We start from the raw sequence: 16,588 nt of genomic DNA, 5'->3' as shown, positions 1-16,588 counted from the left end.
TCCAACCCTGAAATTTTGGCCATCGGATGAGGATGTTGTACCGTCTCCCCAGAATGCTGACAGTGGGTACTTTTTCTGGGCATTCACCAGTTCGGCAAGCGCTGCCGCATAGGTTTCATCCCTGATGTACCATGCCTGAACACCTTCCAGTGACGCTTTTGTGGTTCCGGGGCAGGATTCTGCCATTTTCGTCAGTCCCAGATTGATACCATCAGCCAAGATAGTGGTCAGCAACAGTTTTTTGTCTTTGGGTTTGACATGATTATTCTTGAGGTGGGTAAAGTGGCGGGTAAACCCCGTCCAGCTGTCCACTTCATCCAATATCTCAGTAATTTTCGGATGTGGAAGCATACTGTAAACCAACTCTGCAAACGGGGAAACAGCCGAAGGTACACTGTTATCCAGCGGCGTCACTTTCACCCCTTTATCGGAAATATCAACATCAGGCAAATCACCGGCAATCGCCATAGCGTTTACTTCTTCCAGCCGGGATGCCAGAAGTGTCATACGAGTGTTAATGTATTCCTGGTAGTCTGTCGGTACAGCAAGCTGTAACAGTTGATCCTTGAGTGCTTTTTCAAAGCCATCAGGCGGAATGAGATAATCATCAAAATTTCGGTAGCGGTGGGATCCTTTCACCCAGATATCACCGGATCGCAGTGCGCCTTTAAGTTCATTCAGTACGCAGAATTCATAATATCGGCGATCGATACCGGAGGGGGTTATCACCAGTTTTTTCCAGCTCTCAGGGATAAACTTTACCGGTGCTGATGGCGGCACCTTTCGGAGTTTTTTGTGGTATATCTCTCTGACCGTATCCAGCGCATCACTGAGTGGCATAGCAGCAGATGCCGCCCTGAATTCTAAAGCCGATAACATACGGGGCGCATATTTACGCAGGGTACTGTACTTTTCAGTGATCAGATGAAGCGGCTCGAAATTACCTTTTCGGGCCAGAAGTTGTGTCTCTTCCAGACTGGTGATAAATTCCGGCCAGGGAAGAACATCTTCTATCGCAGCCCAGGGATCTTTCCCGTATTCCCGTGCCATTAGCAGTGCCTGACCTACCGTAATATACTGCCTTAGCTTACTCTGAATCAGCTTTCCTGTTTGCTGAAGTCGTTCGGCCTGTTTGCGTTTTGCCTTGCTGAACAGACTGCCCAGAATACGTTCATGTAGCTCAATGATTTCATCGGTGAGAGTCGCTCTGGCTTCTGCGATGATACAGACCAATGTGGCATAACGTCGTGTATCAGAAAATTTAATCAAATCCCGGCTGCTCATCTTCCGGCCTTCCCGCGCTAGCTTCAGCAGTCGGTTCTGATGAACAGAAATCTCAATTCCCTCGGGCAAGGCCAATCCTGCAATGACGTTAAGACGATCAATGTGTTGTAACACATTTTTACCATTAATTTTCCCCGGAGGTTGTAATAACCATTTGAGGCGGGACAGTGGTTCATCGCCGGATGATAGCAGACTATCCAGCGCTGTTTTATGCTGCGGCGCCAAGGGTGCAGTCAGCGCAGAAAATACCATTCTATCAGCCAGCGTCATGGTTTCGGCAAGCGTACGTTCCACAACATCAATGGAAGGAAAAATAACGTTATTGTTGTGTAACCAAGAGAGCATCTCTTCAGCAAGCAGCCAGCCTTTATCGGTTCGCATGGCATGTGGATAAAGATGGCGGATGCAGGTCTTTTGCAGAGATCGGCTAAAAGGTGACAACCTCAAGTAACGATAAAGCTCAGCCAGATGCTCCCAACGGGTTTCCTCTCTCACCGCATATTCGTGCCATAAATCAGGCTGAATTTTTAACCAGTCAGTTAATCTGGAAATAACGCCATCGTGAGGAGAGCTGTTTTTATCCGGCGTAAAACCCGGCCCGCGCAAATAACAGAGTAAAACAGCAAAACCCAGACGGTTCGCTGATCCTCTGTGTTTGTTGATAAGTGCCAAATCCTGTTCACTTAAAAAGCACATCCGGGTCAGCAAGATGTCATCATCCGGTACGATCCGTAAGCATTCTTTTTCCTCGCTGGTCAGTATTTGTCGCCGTGGCATAAATATTCTCCTTACATACGGATTCAGCTCACTTACCTATTCAAATTTTATCCCTCAGAGTCATGTGTTCAGTTTAGCTATACGTATAACCGTTCGTTCTGAGACACCACACAATCTCGCGGTATCTCGGATGCTCTGCCTGTTTTTAACCCGAAGTTCAATGATTTTCTCATGCAGCTGGTTATCTGCTTGGCGTCCCCGGAATTTACCAGCGGCTTTGGCTTTCAATATTCCCTCTTCCTGACGCCGCCGACGATCCTGATAGTCTTTACGTGCAATGGCTGCCAGCATATCAAGCATCATTCCGTTAATCGCTTTAAGCATGGCCAGAGTGAACTCATCACCCGCATTTTCTGCAAGCGCCATATGGCTCGTCGGCAGATCAAGACTGACAATCACGAGGTGTTTTTCCTGAATAAGTTGTTTAAGTTTCTGCCAGCCCGCTTCATCCAGACGTGAAAGGCGGTCAACCTGCTCAATAAGAATAATGTCACCCGGTGCAGCATCATCAAGCAATCGTAAAAGTTCTGGCCGTTGCAGTGACGCGCCGGATACATTTTCGTGATACCAACTGGCTAACCGAAAGCCTTTCTCTTCAACAAAGGCTTTCATTCTATTTTTTGCCCGGAGAGCATCCTGTTCTTTTGTTGATGCACGTAGATAGCCGTGAATGTACATTTTTAACCCAATTATGACATTTAAATAATGATCATAATGTACATGACAGATAGGTAATGATCCAAAAGAGAAATGGCAGAATTTTAGGCTATGACATTGTGGTATACATAAATGTCATGCCAATGTTTACACATTGCATTTTTGAGCAATCCATGCCATTGTGAACTACGCGCTCTTTATTGAACTGATTGCGCAGAAATGAACAATACGGAGGATTTTAATGCAAAGTAAGCCAACGATTAAAAAATTTGAACGCGGAGATCGCCTTTATGTACAAGCACAACAAATCTGGCTGATTCTTGTGGCGTTCGTTGAGCATAATAAATCTAATGGTTTATCTACCATTACTTATGGCGAGTTAGCTGAACAAATGGGGCATAGCTCAAGGCAAGCAGGAAGGACATTAGGTCGTCAATTAGGCATTATTGGAAATTTGTGCTTGTTGAATGATTTACCCCCATTAAATTCAATAGTTGTTAACCAACAAACTAAAGCTCCAGGTAGTGAAGTCGTTATATCTCCTTCGGGAAGTGTTGATATCGACCAACAGGCAGTTTTTCAAACAAACTGGTTTGAGTTCAGAGTTCCTACAACAGGGACTTTTCGCACCGTCTGGGAGAATGTTGATGAATGGGTGTAATCAAGAAATTTAGTGGGATTGCACGCCGGAAACGCCGAAATGCACATAATGAGTTTTAGTATTGATGCGGAACTGTGCAATAAATAGGCTTAGCGTAGGATATTTTCCGTTTTCCAAGCGGACCCCAGTGGGATTTTTATCGTTCCTTCGATGAACTGGTCAACGAGTGTTCATGTCATTTCAGCGAGGATTTTTTACTCGCGCCAACCACCGCGAAATCAGGGCAGTTCATCAGCTATGGCGAGTTTTATCATGGCTGATTCACCAGAACACCCAGTTATCGTTGATTATTTAGCGTTTTCAGCGCCGTTATCTGTCATGAAAGACGTTCATACTTTTCAGGAAAAAGGCTTTGAGTGGCGTAAGTTTCAGTATTTACCGGCTTATAAGCATTATCAGCATTCCAATACTTACGCTTGTTCAGAAGGCTATGAGGGGTTGCCTGAATTTGGTTCATCAAATCTGACGGAAGAACAGAAAAGTCAGTATGAATCTGATTTGTACGCTTGCTATCACGCGCGTTTGAGAAGGTGGATTGCTGCTGTTTTTGGTCTTGTCGTAGGCGTTCCCAGAGGTAAGGGCGGCTTTGCTTATCAGGATTCAGCGGTCTTATACAGTGACATGGGCGGCAGTGATCACATGGGGATCTTGTACTGGGGCGGCAATAAAGACACGTTCTATATCCAGATTTCAGGTCAGGGGTGTGCGCATGTTTTCAGTGGTACGACCCCGCAAAAAATTCATCAGTGGTTTAAACATCTTGATATTTTTTCGTTAAAACGCCTGGATTTAGCGACTGACGATTATGATGGCATTTATACCTGTCAGGCGGCTTTGACGGCTTATCGTGACGATGCCTTTTATGGCGGTAAAGGGCCTAAGCCAAAACTGGAAATATCACAGGCCATGGATTCGGACGGTTGTCCAACAAAAGAGGTGGTTAACGTTGGCTCTCGTCAGTCCCGGGTTTACTGGCGTATTTATAATAAGGCTCTGGAACAAAAAGTTTCGGGCATCTGGTATCGTTCAGAAGTGGAATTAAAAGGGATATCGATTGATGTGCTGCTGAATATCTCCGGTATTTATGTGGGGCTGTGTGATTACGCGGCTCAAATCAATGTGAGTCAACCGGTATCAATCCCTAAACTATTTGGCCGTAAGGCGGTTGATGCCATTGAAGCGAAAGTAAAGTGGCTGCGTAATCAGGCTTCATCAACCATAGCGAAAGTATTTCATTTCTTTAATGGCGATATTGAAACGGTGTTATCCATGATTGTTCGTGAAGAACATATTCAGGATATGAATCTGCGTTTTGATATTCCACCAATCTATCAAACATTGCTGAATGAAAAGTTACAAACGTCTCAATGTCCTTTTTAATAAATAATGTAAAGGCAATTTATTATGATTAAAATTGAAATTAATGAAGTTGACGGAAAAGTCAATAACAAGCAAGTGGTTTCAAAACAAACGGGTGAAGTATTAACGTTTAGAGAACAGACAGCTTATATTTATAACGGTGGCATTTATCCTGAAAAGTTCACGATTAATTTGGAAAAAGAGGCAGCACCGTATCCGGCTGGGTTTTATACGTTAGATTCAAGCTCGTTTAGCGTGGGCGATTTTGGTTCGCTCAGAATCAAAAGCATCAAATTAATTCCAATTAAATAGGGTTTAAAAGGAGTTATTGAAATGAGTTTTACACTGAATGCGTATCATATTCGATCGTTAGCTGAATTTGCCGGTTTTACCTGTTCTTTTGATGCGTTAGATTTGGATGCTATTTATGTGCTTTGTAAATTAAAAATTGAAGAGGATAATCCTCATCACCTGCCGGTTTATCAGGGTTATATTGCTTATAATCTTGACTATCCGCATTTCGGCGCGGTGGCGTTATCATGTGATGTTATGCCGGTTTCAGATGCGGTATTATTGGAGGCACGTTATATTAAGTTGCTGGCTGAGTTTTCTGGCTTTTCTGTCTCGGCGGATTCCGCGGTTGATTTAAGTGCCCGATATATTATTGCTGATCTGGATTTCCCGCCTGATTATGTTGCGGGTGCGCCGGGGTATATCGGTCTGGGGACTTATTGCTTTGATGATAAAGAAGGGCGTTATATTTCGCTTCATTATAATGTGACAAGATGTCAGGGGTGTTGTCGAGAGATGATGGATTCAAATAATGGGGTTTGTTCTGATTGTGCTAATGATTAATTGGGGAACAGTTAAATAGCCTGTTTAATGTAATTGGTGGAATATTTCAGATCGTTTATGGTAATGGATTCTTTAAATGATATTTTTCATATGATATTCAGTGCCGGACTGATTATTTGTTTCGGACTGGGTGTAATTGGGGGCGGTCAAAGATGAGTTATTTAAGCTATTTCTTTGCTGCTTATGTTATTGGATGGAGTTTATCTCATTCTATTCTTGTATTTAAAAAATTTTCAGAGGTCTCGTCATGAAACTGACTCAATCTATTATCGCTAAATTTGTTGCCTCTTCTACTCTAGTCGTGGGGACTTCGGCTTTTGCGGCGAATGAACCGACAGACTATGCAAAACAGGCTTTTGATTCTTTGACGACTCAGGCGAGTTCTTTGAGCGGCTACGCCTGGGGCCTGGCGGTTTTAATTGTTGGCGCCACGATTGGGATTAAATTGTTTAAGAAATTTGTGAGTCGCGCTTCCTGATTACTACTAGTCGCTAACTTAGGGGGCGATGCCCCCTTTTTTGATCGTCGGAGGTAAGATGAAATATTTATTGATATTTCCTTTGCTTTTATCGTTTTACTCTTACGCCGTGACGGATGAAGAATGTCGAGCCAGACCAGCTTTTGATGGGGCTATGTCGGGCGTTTATCGGGAAGGGGATAGCCGTTATGTTTTATTTGAAAGTTGCCGTTATCAAATGTCCGGTATCTCTGTGGGAACGGGGGATGAAAATGCCTGGTATGGCCATTGGACTCCGGTGAGTTCTGACACGGTATCGGGTAACAGTGAAGGTGGCGGCGGGCTGACTGACGCAGACAACAAGGGCAGTACAGGGGGGCATTCTGGTGTCGGTGTGGTTGGCAAAAAGGTGGATCTGCCTGATGAATTAAGTCAGTTACCGTTACCTGATAATGTGGTGATTTCTGATGCGGTGGGGAGTCAGTTTTCTTTGTATGCGCAGCCTCAAAGTACAATGACGTCAGGTTATTTACTGGGTAACTCTGCGGATGCTGTTGCGGTTTCCTCAATTCTTGATGTGATTAAGCATGACTATAATCAGCCTGACATTTGGTTTGAACGGACGGATTCTTTTGGTCATACCGTAAAAATTAAATCCAATGAATATAAACCCACGTCTTATACGGTACAGACCAAAGACACTTATCCTGATTCCCCCAATCTGATTAATTATCATTACACCATTACGACTCATACTGTTCGTTACGATACGTCTAATGTTTGTCTTGACGACGCGGTGACTTTCCAAACGGTTTGTGATGCTGATCGTGCCGTGAAGATTGAGGATAGTTATCAGGAGAGTGGTTCACGTAGTGTCATGGTCTATGCAAATGCTCATTATGGTGACGGTGCTTATAACGGTAGTTCGAGCGGGACAGGTTCTGTGAGCAACGGTACTCATAACGCCAGTTCGGGCGGGACAGGTCCTGTGAGTAACGGTTCCCATCACGGTAGTTCGGGCGGGACAGGTCCTACTGGTCATAGTGCTACAGGTAAGGGTGCTGGCGATTTTGATTACACTCAGATGGCAAAGGCTAACCAGGAGGCGTTGACAGAGGAGGTGAATTTATCTGCTATTCAGGGGGAGATGACGGCCGATCTCGATAGTACAACGCAAGATATACAGGACGCTTTTTCCTCCTTTTCTGACAGCATTGGGGGGTTGATGGGTAATGGCTCTGCGGTAACGGGTGATTTTGCGGGTTCTGTGTCAGAGATGCAGAAAATAGGTGAGGGGGATAAATCGCCTTTATTGGATTCATTCCTGAATGGGGGCTTTTTTCCGGCGCTTCCTGCAGCTCAACCCTGTAAACCGTTTATTTTCGGCTCGGGTGAGGTTTATCAGTTTACGATAGATTGCAAATATTTAGAGATGTTTAAATCGGTATTTGCCTTTATTTTATATTTTTGGACGTTTGTCACGGCTTATGACACTTTCGCCGGAATACTACGGAAAGGTAAGGGGGCTTAATCATGCCGGCATTTCTGGGTATACCCGTGTTAATGCGTTTTTTGGGTTGGATACTAGGCGTTGTGATGGGCTATTTGGCTAAGTTTATGACGCTGGGTATGGCGAGAATAGCGTTAGCCATCTCTTTATTTCTGGGTCTGATTATCGGCTTAAATGCGATTATTATTTCTTATTTAAGTGATTTAGTGGCGTTGTTACCGTCTGAAATTAGTGAGGCTATTTCATATATCATGCCTTCAAATGCCACGCCTTGCTTATATGCGATTTTTTCTTTGAAAGCGGCGGTATTTATATTTGATGTGAAAGATCGTTTAATTTCTTATTTGGACTGGAATAAATTCTAATGGCGGTTTATGTTGTGACGGGCAAATTGGGTGCCGGGAAAACACTGGTTGCGGTAGGCAAAATACAGGATAAGATTGTTTCGGGTTGCAAGGTGGCGACTAATCTTGATTTAAAAATCCATAAATTGCCGCGTGTGGGTATTTTTGCAAAATCCCCTCAGGTTATTCGAATACCGGATAAACCCAATATTGATGATTTACATGCTATTGGGATTGGGAATGAAAGTTATGATGAAAATAAAAATGGTTTATTAGTGCTTGATGAGTGTGGTACGTGGTTTAATTCCCGTTCATGGGCGGATAAAGAAAGGCAGGCTGTCATTAACTGGTTTTTGCATGCCCGAAAATTAGGGTGGGATATTATCTTTCTTATTCAGGATTTATCGATTATGGATAAGCAGGCCAGAGTGGCACTTGCTGAGCATGTTGTTTATTGTCGTCGTCTCGATAGGATCACGCTCCCTTTTATTGGTAGCCTTTATAGCCTGATAATGGGCTCAAAAATGCCCTTACCCAAAATACATATTGGGATTGTTAAATACGGTGATTCAACGACCTCAATGACCGTAGAACGATGGACTTATACCGGACGTGAATTGTATGGCGCTTACGACACCAAACAGGCTTTTTCTGATGCTTATGCGCATTCACCTTATAGTTATTTAACGCCTTATCTCTCACATGGTCGTTATGCGGCTAAAAGAGATTTAAAATTTTATATGAAGCTGACAAAAATCTATTTTAAGAAATATTCTCGCCTTCTGTGTTTTGCGGCTGGCGTTTTTATGGTTTTTACGTATTCATTTTTAACTGAAAAAGAAAAGGGGGGTTCTGTTGCTTATCAACCTGTTAAGCAGGAAAAGCCGGCGGTTGATTTGACGGATTTAAAAATTACGTCTTCTTATCGTCTGGGTTCTACGGCTAATTATGATTTTACTAATGCTAAGAAAGAAAAAATCACATCCGATTCTTTAATAAAAGCAGGGTTTAATCTCGTTTACATTGATTCGTGCACAGTAGATTTAATTAAAGGTGGAAAACATGAAAAAGTTACTTGCTAGTTTTCTTTTTTTATTTCATCTTTCTGCATGGGCTATTCCTGTGGAATTAAATAACGCGCCAATTCGTGATTTTGTTTCCTGGTATTCAAAAATTACGGGAAACTCTGTCATCATTTCACCGGATGTCAAAGGGGATATCACGGTTTATTCTGCGGAGGTTAAAAAGGACGAGTTAACCCCGTTCTTTATTTCTGTACTGAGAGCGAATGGTTTTGATTTAACGCCGGGAAACCCCGCGGTAGTGGCTAAATTAACAAAGAGTGCTCATTTTTCAGATACTGAAATAGGTTTACTTGATTCAGATTTTTTACCTGTACCGTCTGGCGGTTTCTTTAATGCGTCTCAACCGTCAAATTTGATCACCAAAACCTATAAAATTAATCATGTCAGAGCGCAGGACTTATCACCCATTATTGACGTCTTTTTGAAAGCGGAACAGGTTTCCGGTGTCACGGTCTTTCCTTTTGATCGGGCTAATATGATTGCGGTCACGGCAACCGGATCACAGCATAAACAGTTACAATCTTTTTTGCCTGATATTGATATTTCTACCACTCAGGTTTTGATTGAGTCGATAATGTTTGAAACCACTGAGGGCGAGGCTTTTGATTTTGCCTTTGCTGCCGGTGATGCAAAAGGTTCCCCAGTGGCGGGCGGTGTGAATACGGATCGTTTAACTTCCGTGCTTTCTTCGACTGGCGGTTCCTTTGGGATTTTTAACGGCAACATTCTCGCCTTATCTTTAAAAGCGATTCAGTCTGATTCTCATGCTAAGTTGCTTTCCACGCCCCGGATTGTCACGCTGTCAGGAAAGAAGGGCTATATCAGTGTGGGTCAGAATGTCCCGTTCATCACGGGTAAAGTGACCGGTGAGGCGGCGAACGTGAATAACCCTTTTCAGACGATAGAACGGCATGACGTTGGGGTATCTCTTGCGGTTACACCCGTTGTTACCCCTTCAGGTCTGGTGATTATGAGCGTACAGAGTCGGGCAGACAGTATTTCCAGTCTCACGACGGCCAGTGACATTATTACCAATCAGCGTCAGATTGATACGACCGTTCAACTTAAATCGGGTCAAACCCTGTTGTTGGGGGGTCTCATTGATGATCGGTCAACGGCGGTTGAGTCCTCTGTCCCGATACTGTCCAGCCTTCCCTTGATTGGTCGTCTTTTTACTTCTTCCAGTGACAGCCAGGACAAACGCACGCTTTATGTTCTCATTCGTGCCAGGGTAATTAACGCGCTGTGATCACTCGCTGAATGAATGGCTTAACGCTTTTGCGACTCACTGCGCAGCGGGGGGACGGGAAAGCGTTAAGCTATCAAGGCGTTCTGAGTCGTTGGCGTGATATTTCTAAACGTGTGAAGTCAGTGGTAACCGGCAGATTGTCGGTTTTTTGATGCCGTCAGGCATGTAAGGCGGCACATTAATAGTTTCATAAATAACGGTTGTCGAGCCGCCGATAAACCGGGGGGACTTATCGAGTAGCAGGGAACCCGCGCTGCTCCCTGCAAAGCCGGTTTTTTAGCGGGTTGTCAGCAATGGGGTTGTTTGATGGTCGGAGACGAAATCCCTCTTTCTAAACCCGCTGAGTAAAAATCACTCAGGTACGAAGACGAAAGAACGAGGATGACGACATCTTCATTTCACGCGTTATTCACCAGTCGATGGATGTTGATATACTCGACTTTCCAGAGTAAGTTGTTATTCCAAGTTTAAAATGTCACTCCATTTCCATATCAGTTGCACGTAGCGAAAACCTGTTGCCAAACTAAAAATGCTGGCAACAGGTTTATGCAACATAGAACTCACGGGGGATAGGCTCAAAGATTATTCATTCTTTTTTCCTTCTTACTTCGAGGGAAGTACAAAATAAAAAATGAATAAATAATGACCATAATTTATTACTTAAGACACCTTAATAAAAGACCATCCCTTATCAATGTTAGTAGAATGAGTAGAAAGACACATTCTAGTACTACCAGAACTAGGATCATATACATAATTAATATATTCATAGGATGATGTATATAAGTCATAACCTGTAAATCCTGATTGAAGAATTACGTTCAATCTTGGTCGTGTGGAAGATTGAGATGCGAGATTAATGCCAGTATAATTTTTACCTCCAACAACAAAATTATCTCCACGTACCCAATACAAACCTGTATACATTTGAGAAATAGTTGTCCTCCCTCCATTCACAGGCTCAGGAATATTCTCAAGCACCCATTGAAGTGCTGGGTCTGTCGATCTTATTATATCCTCAGCTATTAAAGAAGTTTCACCATATTCCATTGGTCCAGCTTTCACATATTTGAAAATATCAACGCCTTGCTGTTTAACAATATTATATGCAACCATTTTTTAAAACCTCCAATTGAAATTAAAAATTATATACCCTATGGATTTCAAGATGCATCGCGACGGCAAGGGAGCGAATCCCCGGGAGCATAGATAACTATGTGACCGGGGTGAGTGAGTGCAGCCAACAAAGAAGCAACTTGAAAGATGACAGGTATATACTAGATCATAAGAAATTTTTTCACATTCTTATTTTTATATATACCTCAATAATAACCATAATATTTCGACACTGTTTGTAAAATTTCTATAAATAGGGGGAATATAGATGCACAGTGTGGTTTTACTTCAATGAAATTATTTTTTCTGGTATTTTTCCATCAATAAAAAAGACTGCGCCGACCATTCAGGAAATATATGACTGTGATGTTCTACACATTCCATGGAACGAGTTTAAAGTTGGAAAAATTAGTCGTGAGAGTATTTTTAAAGCATCTTCTTACTAAAATCTACCAAAATATGGTTTTGATTTATTAGTGCCGATTTATGAGGAGCCCTCAGCACACTCAGCTAAGAATACCAAAGTGACATACATGACTATATTGGTGCTACAACCAGAGTGCGCCTAATGTATATTATGTTAAATAATATGTATGGATTAATAAGTTCATGACTCTCTCTGGTTCTTCAAAAAATCAATCGGACTGAGCGTTTTTTAGCAGTCTCCCCTTTTTCCACCTTCCTATAAAACAGGTACTTGCTCAGGTTAGGACTTCTTGAGGCCGCAATATTTGTCCAGACTTGTCTTAGGGACGGAAAAATTATTTCCCCGTTAATTTTTTAACTAAATCACTTCTTTTAACAGAGATACCTAGTGGTAGCTGTAATTTAACTGTGGTTTGTTGCGGCATTCATTTAGAGCTTCCCCGCTGTAGTCAGCGCTGTATGGATCGTTTTGAATGGTAACAGCAAAGATAAAGGAGCATCTAATAACGGGACAGCACCATAACTGGCGTACCAGTGAGCAACACGCTCATTCTTGGCATCAATCAGCAATGCTACGCCGCCTGCCTGAGCGGCCACCAACAAACAGCGCCTCCCAGCGACAAGCAACAACTGGCCACCGAGTCCTTGACTCTGTACTGAAAGATCTACCGCCAGACGACCAAGCCGAAATACCGGCACATCATGTCGAGCCAGACCACGTTTAATCACCTCCGGTGCACGTTCATAAGCAATGGAGGCGGGACTTAGACTATAGTAGCCCAATATCTTTTCATTGCTCTCGCTAATTGCAAGGTAGGTTTTTGCCCCTCCTTTCTCATGGCTCTGTCTTGCATGGCGATATAAAAACTGATTCAACGCCTCATCGCCACAGTCAAAAGCACCGCGATCATGATGTTTGCCAATGGGCTCTTCGTGCCAGTTCAATAGCATTATGATTGCTTCGGTAAGGCAAAGGCTACGGCCATCAATTTATCATTAGGCGCCGGTGGATTATCTAAAAGATCCAGAACATGCAAACTATCTCTTTCGGTCAGCTCCAGCCGTTCGTTCTCGTCGATGATCTTCCGTGCTGCTGACATCACATGGCGGATCACGAACTCAGACAAGTTGGTATGCTGTAAAGCGGCTGCACGCATCAACAGCGACTTTTCTTCTGAGGCAATACGTAGTGACATACGGTCGTTAGTTTCTATTGGGATCTGAGGCATGATTAAGCCCTCCTATTTGTACATATTGAAAATGTACAACAAAGAAAGTTTGCTTTCAATATGTACGCATTGAATCCATACATACTTGGTGTCAAAAACAAAATGTCTATACCCCACGATAATGACGAAGTTCCGAAAAGCTTCGTCAGGAGATCCATGATGAGCTTCCTCATGCAGTTTTGAATCAGGTGCAACGCTAGCATGCTTACGTTTCATGAGATTTCAAATGGAGACGCTAAATGTATATCTATTAGTTATACAACTGCTATAATGACTGTCTACCAATTTGCTACACAGGTGATTTATGAGAACACAACCTAAAGAAACCCCAATCAACATCCGGGCGAAAGCCTTCCAGAGGGAGCTTATTGACCATGCAGCAAACTTGCACTCAAAGACCCGAACTGATTTCATCTTGGATGCTGCCTGCCGCGCAGCCGAAGATGCCATACTCAATCAGCGCCACTTTTTCGTTAACGACGAAAAATATCATGTGTTCATGCAGATGCTGGAGCAACCGCTTTCTGATAATGCAGGTTTTAAAAAACTCATGGAATATAAAGCACCATGGGAATAAGCTCACCTGAAATATTAACGGCTGAACATAATATAAATGATTTTTATTGCCAGCATGAAACATTAAACGAATGGCTTTCACGCCGGGCTTTAAAAAATAATAAGCTCGGCGCGAGCCGCACATTTGTTATTTGCAAGGAAGGCACAAAAGACGTTATCGGTTATTATTGTCTAAGCGCCGGTTCAATTAATCATATTGAATCTACACCATCGCTTAAACGCAATATGCCAGATCCTATCCCTGTAGTGCTTCTCGGCCGTCTGGCTGTCGATGTGGAATATCAGGGGAAGAAGTTCGGGGCATTGCTTCTCCAAGATGCTTGGAAGCGTGTCGCCAGCACGGCGGGACAGGTGGGCATTTCAGCTATAATCGTCCACGCACTTGATGAGAACGCCCGAACGTTCTATACGCGTCTTGGCTTCGCCCAGTCACCGTTGGAGCCATACACGCTGATGCTTCCATTAGGCAAACAGAACTAATTGTTGGTATTAACGTTCTACGGGCATTTCAGGTGATATTGAGCACATTATGTTTTTTTAATATCTCTTTAACCCTATCTTTAGGAATAGGATACGAAGTATTACCATTTCTCCCAACCATTTTTTTGGCTGCAATCATGGCATTAATTATTGCTTCTTCTGTTGCATTTATTGTTGCCTCATACAAAGGATCTAGTTTGTCATTTGGCAGTATTTTTATTATTTTTGCATTATCTCTGGAGAATGCATCATTATTTGCAGTTGAAAATGCAATAAATATCTCACCACTCGTATTCCTAGCTACACCACCTACCTTTGCAAGCCCAAGAGACACTCTTTTAGCTATTTTTTCTAATTGATGAGGAGCTAATGGTGCATCTGTGGCCACCACCGCTATTATAGAACCAGCATCCTTTATTTTTTTCTTGCTCCCATGATATATCGGATTGAGATCCTTTATTTCTTTACCAACTGGAATCCCCGCAATAATCAAGTCATCCCTATCACCAAAGTTGCCTTGAATAAGAACTCCAACAGTATATCCTCCATCTTTTTTATCCAGAATTCTTGATGAAGTGCCTGTGCCTCCCTTAAACTTAAAAAGGTTCATGCCCGTTCCCCCACCGACATTACCCTCTTCTATCGCTCCTGATTTAGCACTATTCAATGCATTATATACATGTTCTTTTTTTACATGCATACCGTTTATATCATTTAATATTCCATCCCACGTTTCTGCAACCACAGGTAATAACCAAAATAAATCATCTTTTAGTGGTGATATTAAATTATTATCAATCATCCAGCTAATTGTTGAGTCTCTGACCACACCAACGCTATGAGTGTTAGTGATTAATATTGGTGTTTCCAGGAAACCACTCTCTTTGACCCATTGATTGCCAGTCATATCTCCATTTCCATTTAAAGAGAATATACCCGAAAATACCGGGCTAAATTTCTTCCCTCTTGGCAATATAGCTGTCACACCGGTTCTTATTGGACCTTTTCCAACTTCTAGCTTTCCATCCCCTTCTATTATGGTTGAATAGCCAACTTGTACACCACTAACATCTGTAATCGCATTATATTTCCCCGTTACACCAGAGAAAGGAATGCCTAAATCCCTTGCTCTAATCTCATTAGCTAAAGAATTGGAAGTTATTATTGCCGATATAGATAAAATTATAATATTTAATATTTTCATCATCACTCCTTGTAATTAATTTGCCAGTTCAAGATTTTCTGAACATGAAGATCCAATATGATATGAAAGGAATTCGTTTTCGGCCAGTCGATATACCCTTTTGTACCTTTTTCTGGGATCTCGGTTAAAAAATTTCCATTACTAAATATTCAACATAAGTTAAATTGCTTATTGTCCATTCACTGTCTATCTTCTTCATGTAGCAAATGATATCGATAACATAAAAATGAGAGGATATATTATGAAGGCATTAGTATTAGAGAAAGCAGGACAAATTTCAATTCAAGACTGGAAAACCCCCGAAATACTTGGTGAAAATGATGTTGAGATAAAAATTCACTCGGTGGGGATTTGCGGCAGCGATGTACATTATTACCAACACGGGCGTATTGGGCCATTTGTTGTCGAAAAGCCGATGATCCTCGGGCATGAAGCATCCGGTGTCATCACAGCAATTGGTAAAAATGTGACTCACTTAAAAATTGGCGATCGTGTCTGTATGGAACCTGGCATTCCTAATCTGCAATCACCACAATCACGGGCGGGGATTTATAACTTAGATCCAGAAGTCCGTTTCTGGGCGACTCCGCCTATTGATGGTTGCTTACGTGAACTTGTTATTCACCCAGCAGCATTTACCTTCAAATTACCAGAAAATGTCAGTTTTGCAGAAGGTGCAATGGTTGAACCATTAGCTATCGGTATGCAAGCAGCCACAAAAGCAGAAATTAAACCAGGAGATATCGCATTAGTTGTTGGTGCTGGTACTATCGGAATTGTTACTGCACTTGCTGCATTAGCCGGTGGTTGTTCTGATGTCATTATTTGTGATCTGTTCGATGAAAAACTAGAAATTGCAAAACAGTATCCAGGTCTCCACCCTGTTAATAGCAAAGTACTTGCGGAGAAAGTTAACGCATTAACCGATGGTAGTGGCGTCAATATTCTATTTGAATGTAGTGGAGCAAAACCAGTGATTGCGACTATTTCAGATCACATTGCACCCGGTGGAACCGCTGTTCTGGTCGGTATGCCTATCGATCCTGCGCCATTTGATATTGTTTCTGCTCAAGCTAAAGAGATCACATTTAAAACCATTTTTCGCTACGCAAATATGTATCCTCGCACTATCCGTTTACTTAGCTCTGGCAAGCTCAATGTGGCTCCCCTATTATCTGCAACCTATAAATTTAAAGACAGCGTTCAGGCTTACGAACGAGCCGCAGAGGGCCGCCCGACAGATATCAAAATTATGCTGGAATTGGAGTAGTGCATTTCCATTGCTAAATGTTAGTGCTCTACGCTGGTATCGATTGCGG

General features: G+C 42.5%; 20 protein-coding genes. 14 read left to right on the top strand and 6 right to left on the bottom strand.

All coding sequences use genetic code 11. From position 1 onward, the window contains the following. The coding region (locus C5469_RS03495) for a Tn3 family transposase (RefSeq protein ID WP_166302353.1) at nucleotides 1–2,061 on the bottom strand (2,061 nt) is incomplete at its 3' end. A 60-nt stretch (nucleotides 2,062–2,121) separates the two neighbouring features. Continuing rightward, the gene (locus C5469_RS03490) at nucleotides 2,122–2,739 is read right to left on the bottom strand and encodes a recombinase family protein (RefSeq protein WP_166302351.1); all 618 of its coding nucleotides are present in this window, start codon (nucleotides 2,737–2,739) and stop codon (nucleotides 2,122–2,124) included. A 220-nt stretch (nucleotides 2,740–2,959) separates the two neighbouring features. On the opposite strand from C5469_RS03490, the gene C5469_RS03485 reads away from it, so the two are divergent. The 10 genes from C5469_RS03485 (at nucleotide 2,960) to C5469_RS03445 (ending at nucleotide 10,238) form a co-directional block, all read left to right on the top strand. Next, the gene (locus C5469_RS03485; RefSeq protein WP_166302349.1) at nucleotides 2,960–3,379 is read left to right on the top strand and encodes an MGMT family protein; all 420 of its coding nucleotides are present in this window, start codon (nucleotides 2,960–2,962) and stop codon (nucleotides 3,377–3,379) included. Between the two features lie 252 nt (nucleotides 3,380–3,631). Beyond that, nucleotides 3,632–4,759 carry a replication initiation factor domain-containing protein gene (locus C5469_RS03480; protein WP_166302347.1) on the top strand — a complete coding sequence of 376 codons (1,128 nt, stop codon included), beginning with the start codon at nucleotides 3,632–3,634 and terminating at the stop codon, nucleotides 4,757–4,759. A 24-nt stretch (nucleotides 4,760–4,783) separates the two neighbouring features. Continuing rightward, nucleotides 4,784–5,050, top strand: a complete 267-nt coding sequence (locus tag C5469_RS03475; RefSeq protein WP_166302345.1) for a single-stranded DNA-binding protein — start codon at nucleotides 4,784–4,786, stop codon at nucleotides 5,048–5,050. Between the two features lie 21 nt (nucleotides 5,051–5,071). Further along, entirely contained in the window at nucleotides 5,072–5,593 is a 522-nt protein-coding gene (locus C5469_RS03470) for a hypothetical protein (protein WP_166302344.1), read from the top strand. A 57-nt stretch (nucleotides 5,594–5,650) separates the two neighbouring features. After that, on the top strand, nucleotides 5,651–5,749 hold the full coding sequence (locus C5469_RS24000; protein WP_315903518.1) for a tail virion protein G7P-2: 99 nt from the start codon (nucleotides 5,651–5,653) through the stop codon (nucleotides 5,747–5,749). A gap of 91 nt (nucleotides 5,750–5,840) precedes the next feature. Further along, complete coding sequence (locus tag C5469_RS03465) at nucleotides 5,841–6,071, top strand: major coat protein (RefSeq protein WP_242689383.1); 231 nt, start codon at nucleotides 5,841–5,843, stop codon at nucleotides 6,069–6,071. A 58-nt stretch (nucleotides 6,072–6,129) separates the two neighbouring features. Further along, nucleotides 6,130–7,581 (top strand): hypothetical protein, encoded by a 1,452-nt coding sequence (locus C5469_RS03460; protein WP_166302342.1) that lies wholly within the window; start codon nucleotides 6,130–6,132, stop codon nucleotides 7,579–7,581. A 2-nt stretch (nucleotides 7,582–7,583) separates the two neighbouring features. After that, nucleotides 7,584–7,925 carry a minor coat protein gene (locus C5469_RS03455; RefSeq protein WP_166302340.1) on the top strand — a complete coding sequence of 114 codons (342 nt, stop codon included), beginning with the start codon at nucleotides 7,584–7,586 and terminating at the stop codon, nucleotides 7,923–7,925. Further along, nucleotides 7,925–8,986 (top strand): zonular occludens toxin domain-containing protein, encoded by a 1,062-nt coding sequence (locus tag C5469_RS03450; protein WP_166302339.1) that lies wholly within the window; start codon nucleotides 7,925–7,927, stop codon nucleotides 8,984–8,986. Before C5469_RS03455 ends, C5469_RS03450 begins: the two co-directional genes overlap by 1 nt. Beyond that, nucleotides 8,967–10,238 carry a general secretion pathway protein GspD gene (locus C5469_RS03445; RefSeq protein WP_166302337.1) on the top strand — a complete coding sequence of 424 codons (1,272 nt, stop codon included), beginning with the start codon at nucleotides 8,967–8,969 and terminating at the stop codon, nucleotides 10,236–10,238. The genes C5469_RS03450 and C5469_RS03445 overlap by 20 nt, the downstream gene beginning before the upstream one ends. Before the next feature lie 660 nt (nucleotides 10,239–10,898). Here the strand turns inward: C5469_RS03445 and C5469_RS03440 are convergent. After that, nucleotides 10,899–11,354, bottom strand: coding sequence for a hypothetical protein (locus tag C5469_RS03440; RefSeq protein ID WP_166302335.1), 456 nt, complete (start codon nucleotides 11,352–11,354; stop codon nucleotides 10,899–10,901). Nucleotides 11,355–11,629: 275 nt separating this feature from the next. Between C5469_RS03440 and C5469_RS03435 the strand changes: the two genes are divergently transcribed. Beyond that, nucleotides 11,630–11,800, top strand: coding sequence for an S-4TM family putative pore-forming effector (locus tag C5469_RS03435; protein ID WP_166302334.1), 171 nt, complete (start codon nucleotides 11,630–11,632; stop codon nucleotides 11,798–11,800). Nucleotides 11,801–12,209: 409 nt separating this feature from the next. On the opposite strand, the gene C5469_RS03430 is transcribed toward C5469_RS03435, so the two are convergent. Both C5469_RS03430 and C5469_RS03425 read right to left on the bottom strand, forming a co-directional pair. Beyond that, the gene (locus C5469_RS03430) at nucleotides 12,210–12,734 is read right to left on the bottom strand and encodes a GNAT family N-acetyltransferase (RefSeq protein WP_166302387.1); all 525 of its coding nucleotides are present in this window, start codon (nucleotides 12,732–12,734) and stop codon (nucleotides 12,210–12,212) included. Continuing rightward, nucleotides 12,731–13,009 carry a type II toxin-antitoxin system TacA family antitoxin gene (locus C5469_RS03425; RefSeq protein ID WP_166302332.1) on the bottom strand — a complete coding sequence of 93 codons (279 nt, stop codon included), beginning with the start codon at nucleotides 13,007–13,009 and terminating at the stop codon, nucleotides 12,731–12,733. The genes C5469_RS03430 and C5469_RS03425 overlap by 4 nt, the downstream gene beginning before the upstream one ends. A gap of 304 nt (nucleotides 13,010–13,313) precedes the next feature. Between C5469_RS03425 and C5469_RS03420 the strand changes: the two genes are divergently transcribed. Both C5469_RS03420 and C5469_RS03415 read left to right on the top strand, forming a co-directional pair. Then, on the top strand, nucleotides 13,314–13,586 hold the full coding sequence (locus C5469_RS03420) for a type II toxin-antitoxin system TacA family antitoxin (protein ID WP_166302330.1): 273 nt from the start codon (nucleotides 13,314–13,316) through the stop codon (nucleotides 13,584–13,586). After that, nucleotides 13,577–14,065 (top strand): GNAT family N-acetyltransferase, encoded by a 489-nt coding sequence (locus C5469_RS03415; RefSeq protein ID WP_166302329.1) that lies wholly within the window; start codon nucleotides 13,577–13,579, stop codon nucleotides 14,063–14,065. The genes C5469_RS03420 and C5469_RS03415 overlap by 10 nt, the downstream gene beginning before the upstream one ends. Nucleotides 14,066–14,093: 28 nt before the next feature. On the opposite strand, the gene C5469_RS03410 is transcribed toward C5469_RS03415, so the two are convergent. Further along, a complete protein-coding gene (locus C5469_RS03410; protein WP_166302327.1) occupies nucleotides 14,094–15,269 on the bottom strand; it encodes a DmpA family aminopeptidase in 1,176 nt (391 codons plus the stop codon). Nucleotides 15,270–15,510: 241 nt separating this feature from the next. Between C5469_RS03410 and C5469_RS03405 the strand changes: the two genes are divergently transcribed. Continuing rightward, entirely contained in the window at nucleotides 15,511–16,539 is a 1,029-nt protein-coding gene (locus C5469_RS03405) for an NAD(P)-dependent alcohol dehydrogenase (RefSeq protein ID WP_166302325.1), read from the top strand. Nucleotides 16,540–16,588: the final 49 nt, after the last annotated feature.

Source organism: Photorhabdus cinerea, from assembly GCF_011189575.1.
Classification (GTDB): Bacteria; Pseudomonadota; Gammaproteobacteria; order Enterobacterales; family Enterobacteriaceae; genus Photorhabdus; species Photorhabdus cinerea.
Note: the sequence above shows the minus strand (reverse complement) of the source record. Positions and strands in the feature narration are given on the sequence as shown.

Excerpts from the sequence above, each read along its gene's own strand:
- C5469_RS03455 (WP_166302340.1), top strand. The coding sequence starts at position 7,584 with ATGCCGGCATTTCTGGGTATACCCGTGTTAATGCGTTTTTTGGGTTGG.
- C5469_RS03415 (WP_166302329.1), top strand. The coding sequence starts at position 13,577 with ATGGGAATAAGCTCACCTGAAATATTAACGGCTGAACATAATATAAAT.
- C5469_RS03420 (WP_166302330.1), top strand. The coding sequence starts at position 13,314 with ATGAGAACACAACCTAAAGAAACCCCAATCAACATCCGGGCGAAAGCC.
- C5469_RS03445 (WP_166302337.1), top strand. The coding sequence starts at position 8,967 with ATGAAAAAGTTACTTGCTAGTTTTCTTTTTTTATTTCATCTTTCTGCA.
- C5469_RS03440 (WP_166302335.1), bottom strand. The coding sequence starts at position 11,354 with ATGGTTGCATATAATATTGTTAAACAGCAAGGCGTTGATATTTTCAAA.
- C5469_RS03490 (WP_166302351.1), bottom strand. The coding sequence starts at position 2,739 with ATGTACATTCACGGCTATCTACGTGCATCAACAAAAGAACAGGATGCT.
- C5469_RS03410 (WP_166302327.1), bottom strand. The coding sequence starts at position 15,269 with ATGAAAATATTAAATATTATAATTTTATCTATATCGGCAATAATAACT.
- C5469_RS03465 (WP_242689383.1), top strand. The coding sequence starts at position 5,841 with ATGAAACTGACTCAATCTATTATCGCTAAATTTGTTGCCTCTTCTACT.
- C5469_RS03450 (WP_166302339.1), top strand. The coding sequence starts at position 7,925 with ATGGCGGTTTATGTTGTGACGGGCAAATTGGGTGCCGGGAAAACACTG.
- C5469_RS03485 (WP_166302349.1), top strand. The coding sequence starts at position 2,960 with ATGCAAAGTAAGCCAACGATTAAAAAATTTGAACGCGGAGATCGCCTT.
- C5469_RS03460 (WP_166302342.1), top strand. The coding sequence starts at position 6,130 with ATGAAATATTTATTGATATTTCCTTTGCTTTTATCGTTTTACTCTTAC.
- C5469_RS03425 (WP_166302332.1), bottom strand. The coding sequence starts at position 13,009 with ATGCCTCAGATCCCAATAGAAACTAACGACCGTATGTCACTACGTATT.
- C5469_RS03480 (WP_166302347.1), top strand. The coding sequence starts at position 3,632 with ATGGCTGATTCACCAGAACACCCAGTTATCGTTGATTATTTAGCGTTT.
- C5469_RS03405 (WP_166302325.1), top strand. The coding sequence starts at position 15,511 with ATGAAGGCATTAGTATTAGAGAAAGCAGGACAAATTTCAATTCAAGAC.
- C5469_RS24000 (WP_315903518.1), top strand. The coding sequence starts at position 5,651 with ATGGTAATGGATTCTTTAAATGATATTTTTCATATGATATTCAGTGCC.
- C5469_RS03475 (WP_166302345.1), top strand. The coding sequence starts at position 4,784 with ATGATTAAAATTGAAATTAATGAAGTTGACGGAAAAGTCAATAACAAG.
- C5469_RS03470 (WP_166302344.1), top strand. The coding sequence starts at position 5,072 with ATGAGTTTTACACTGAATGCGTATCATATTCGATCGTTAGCTGAATTT.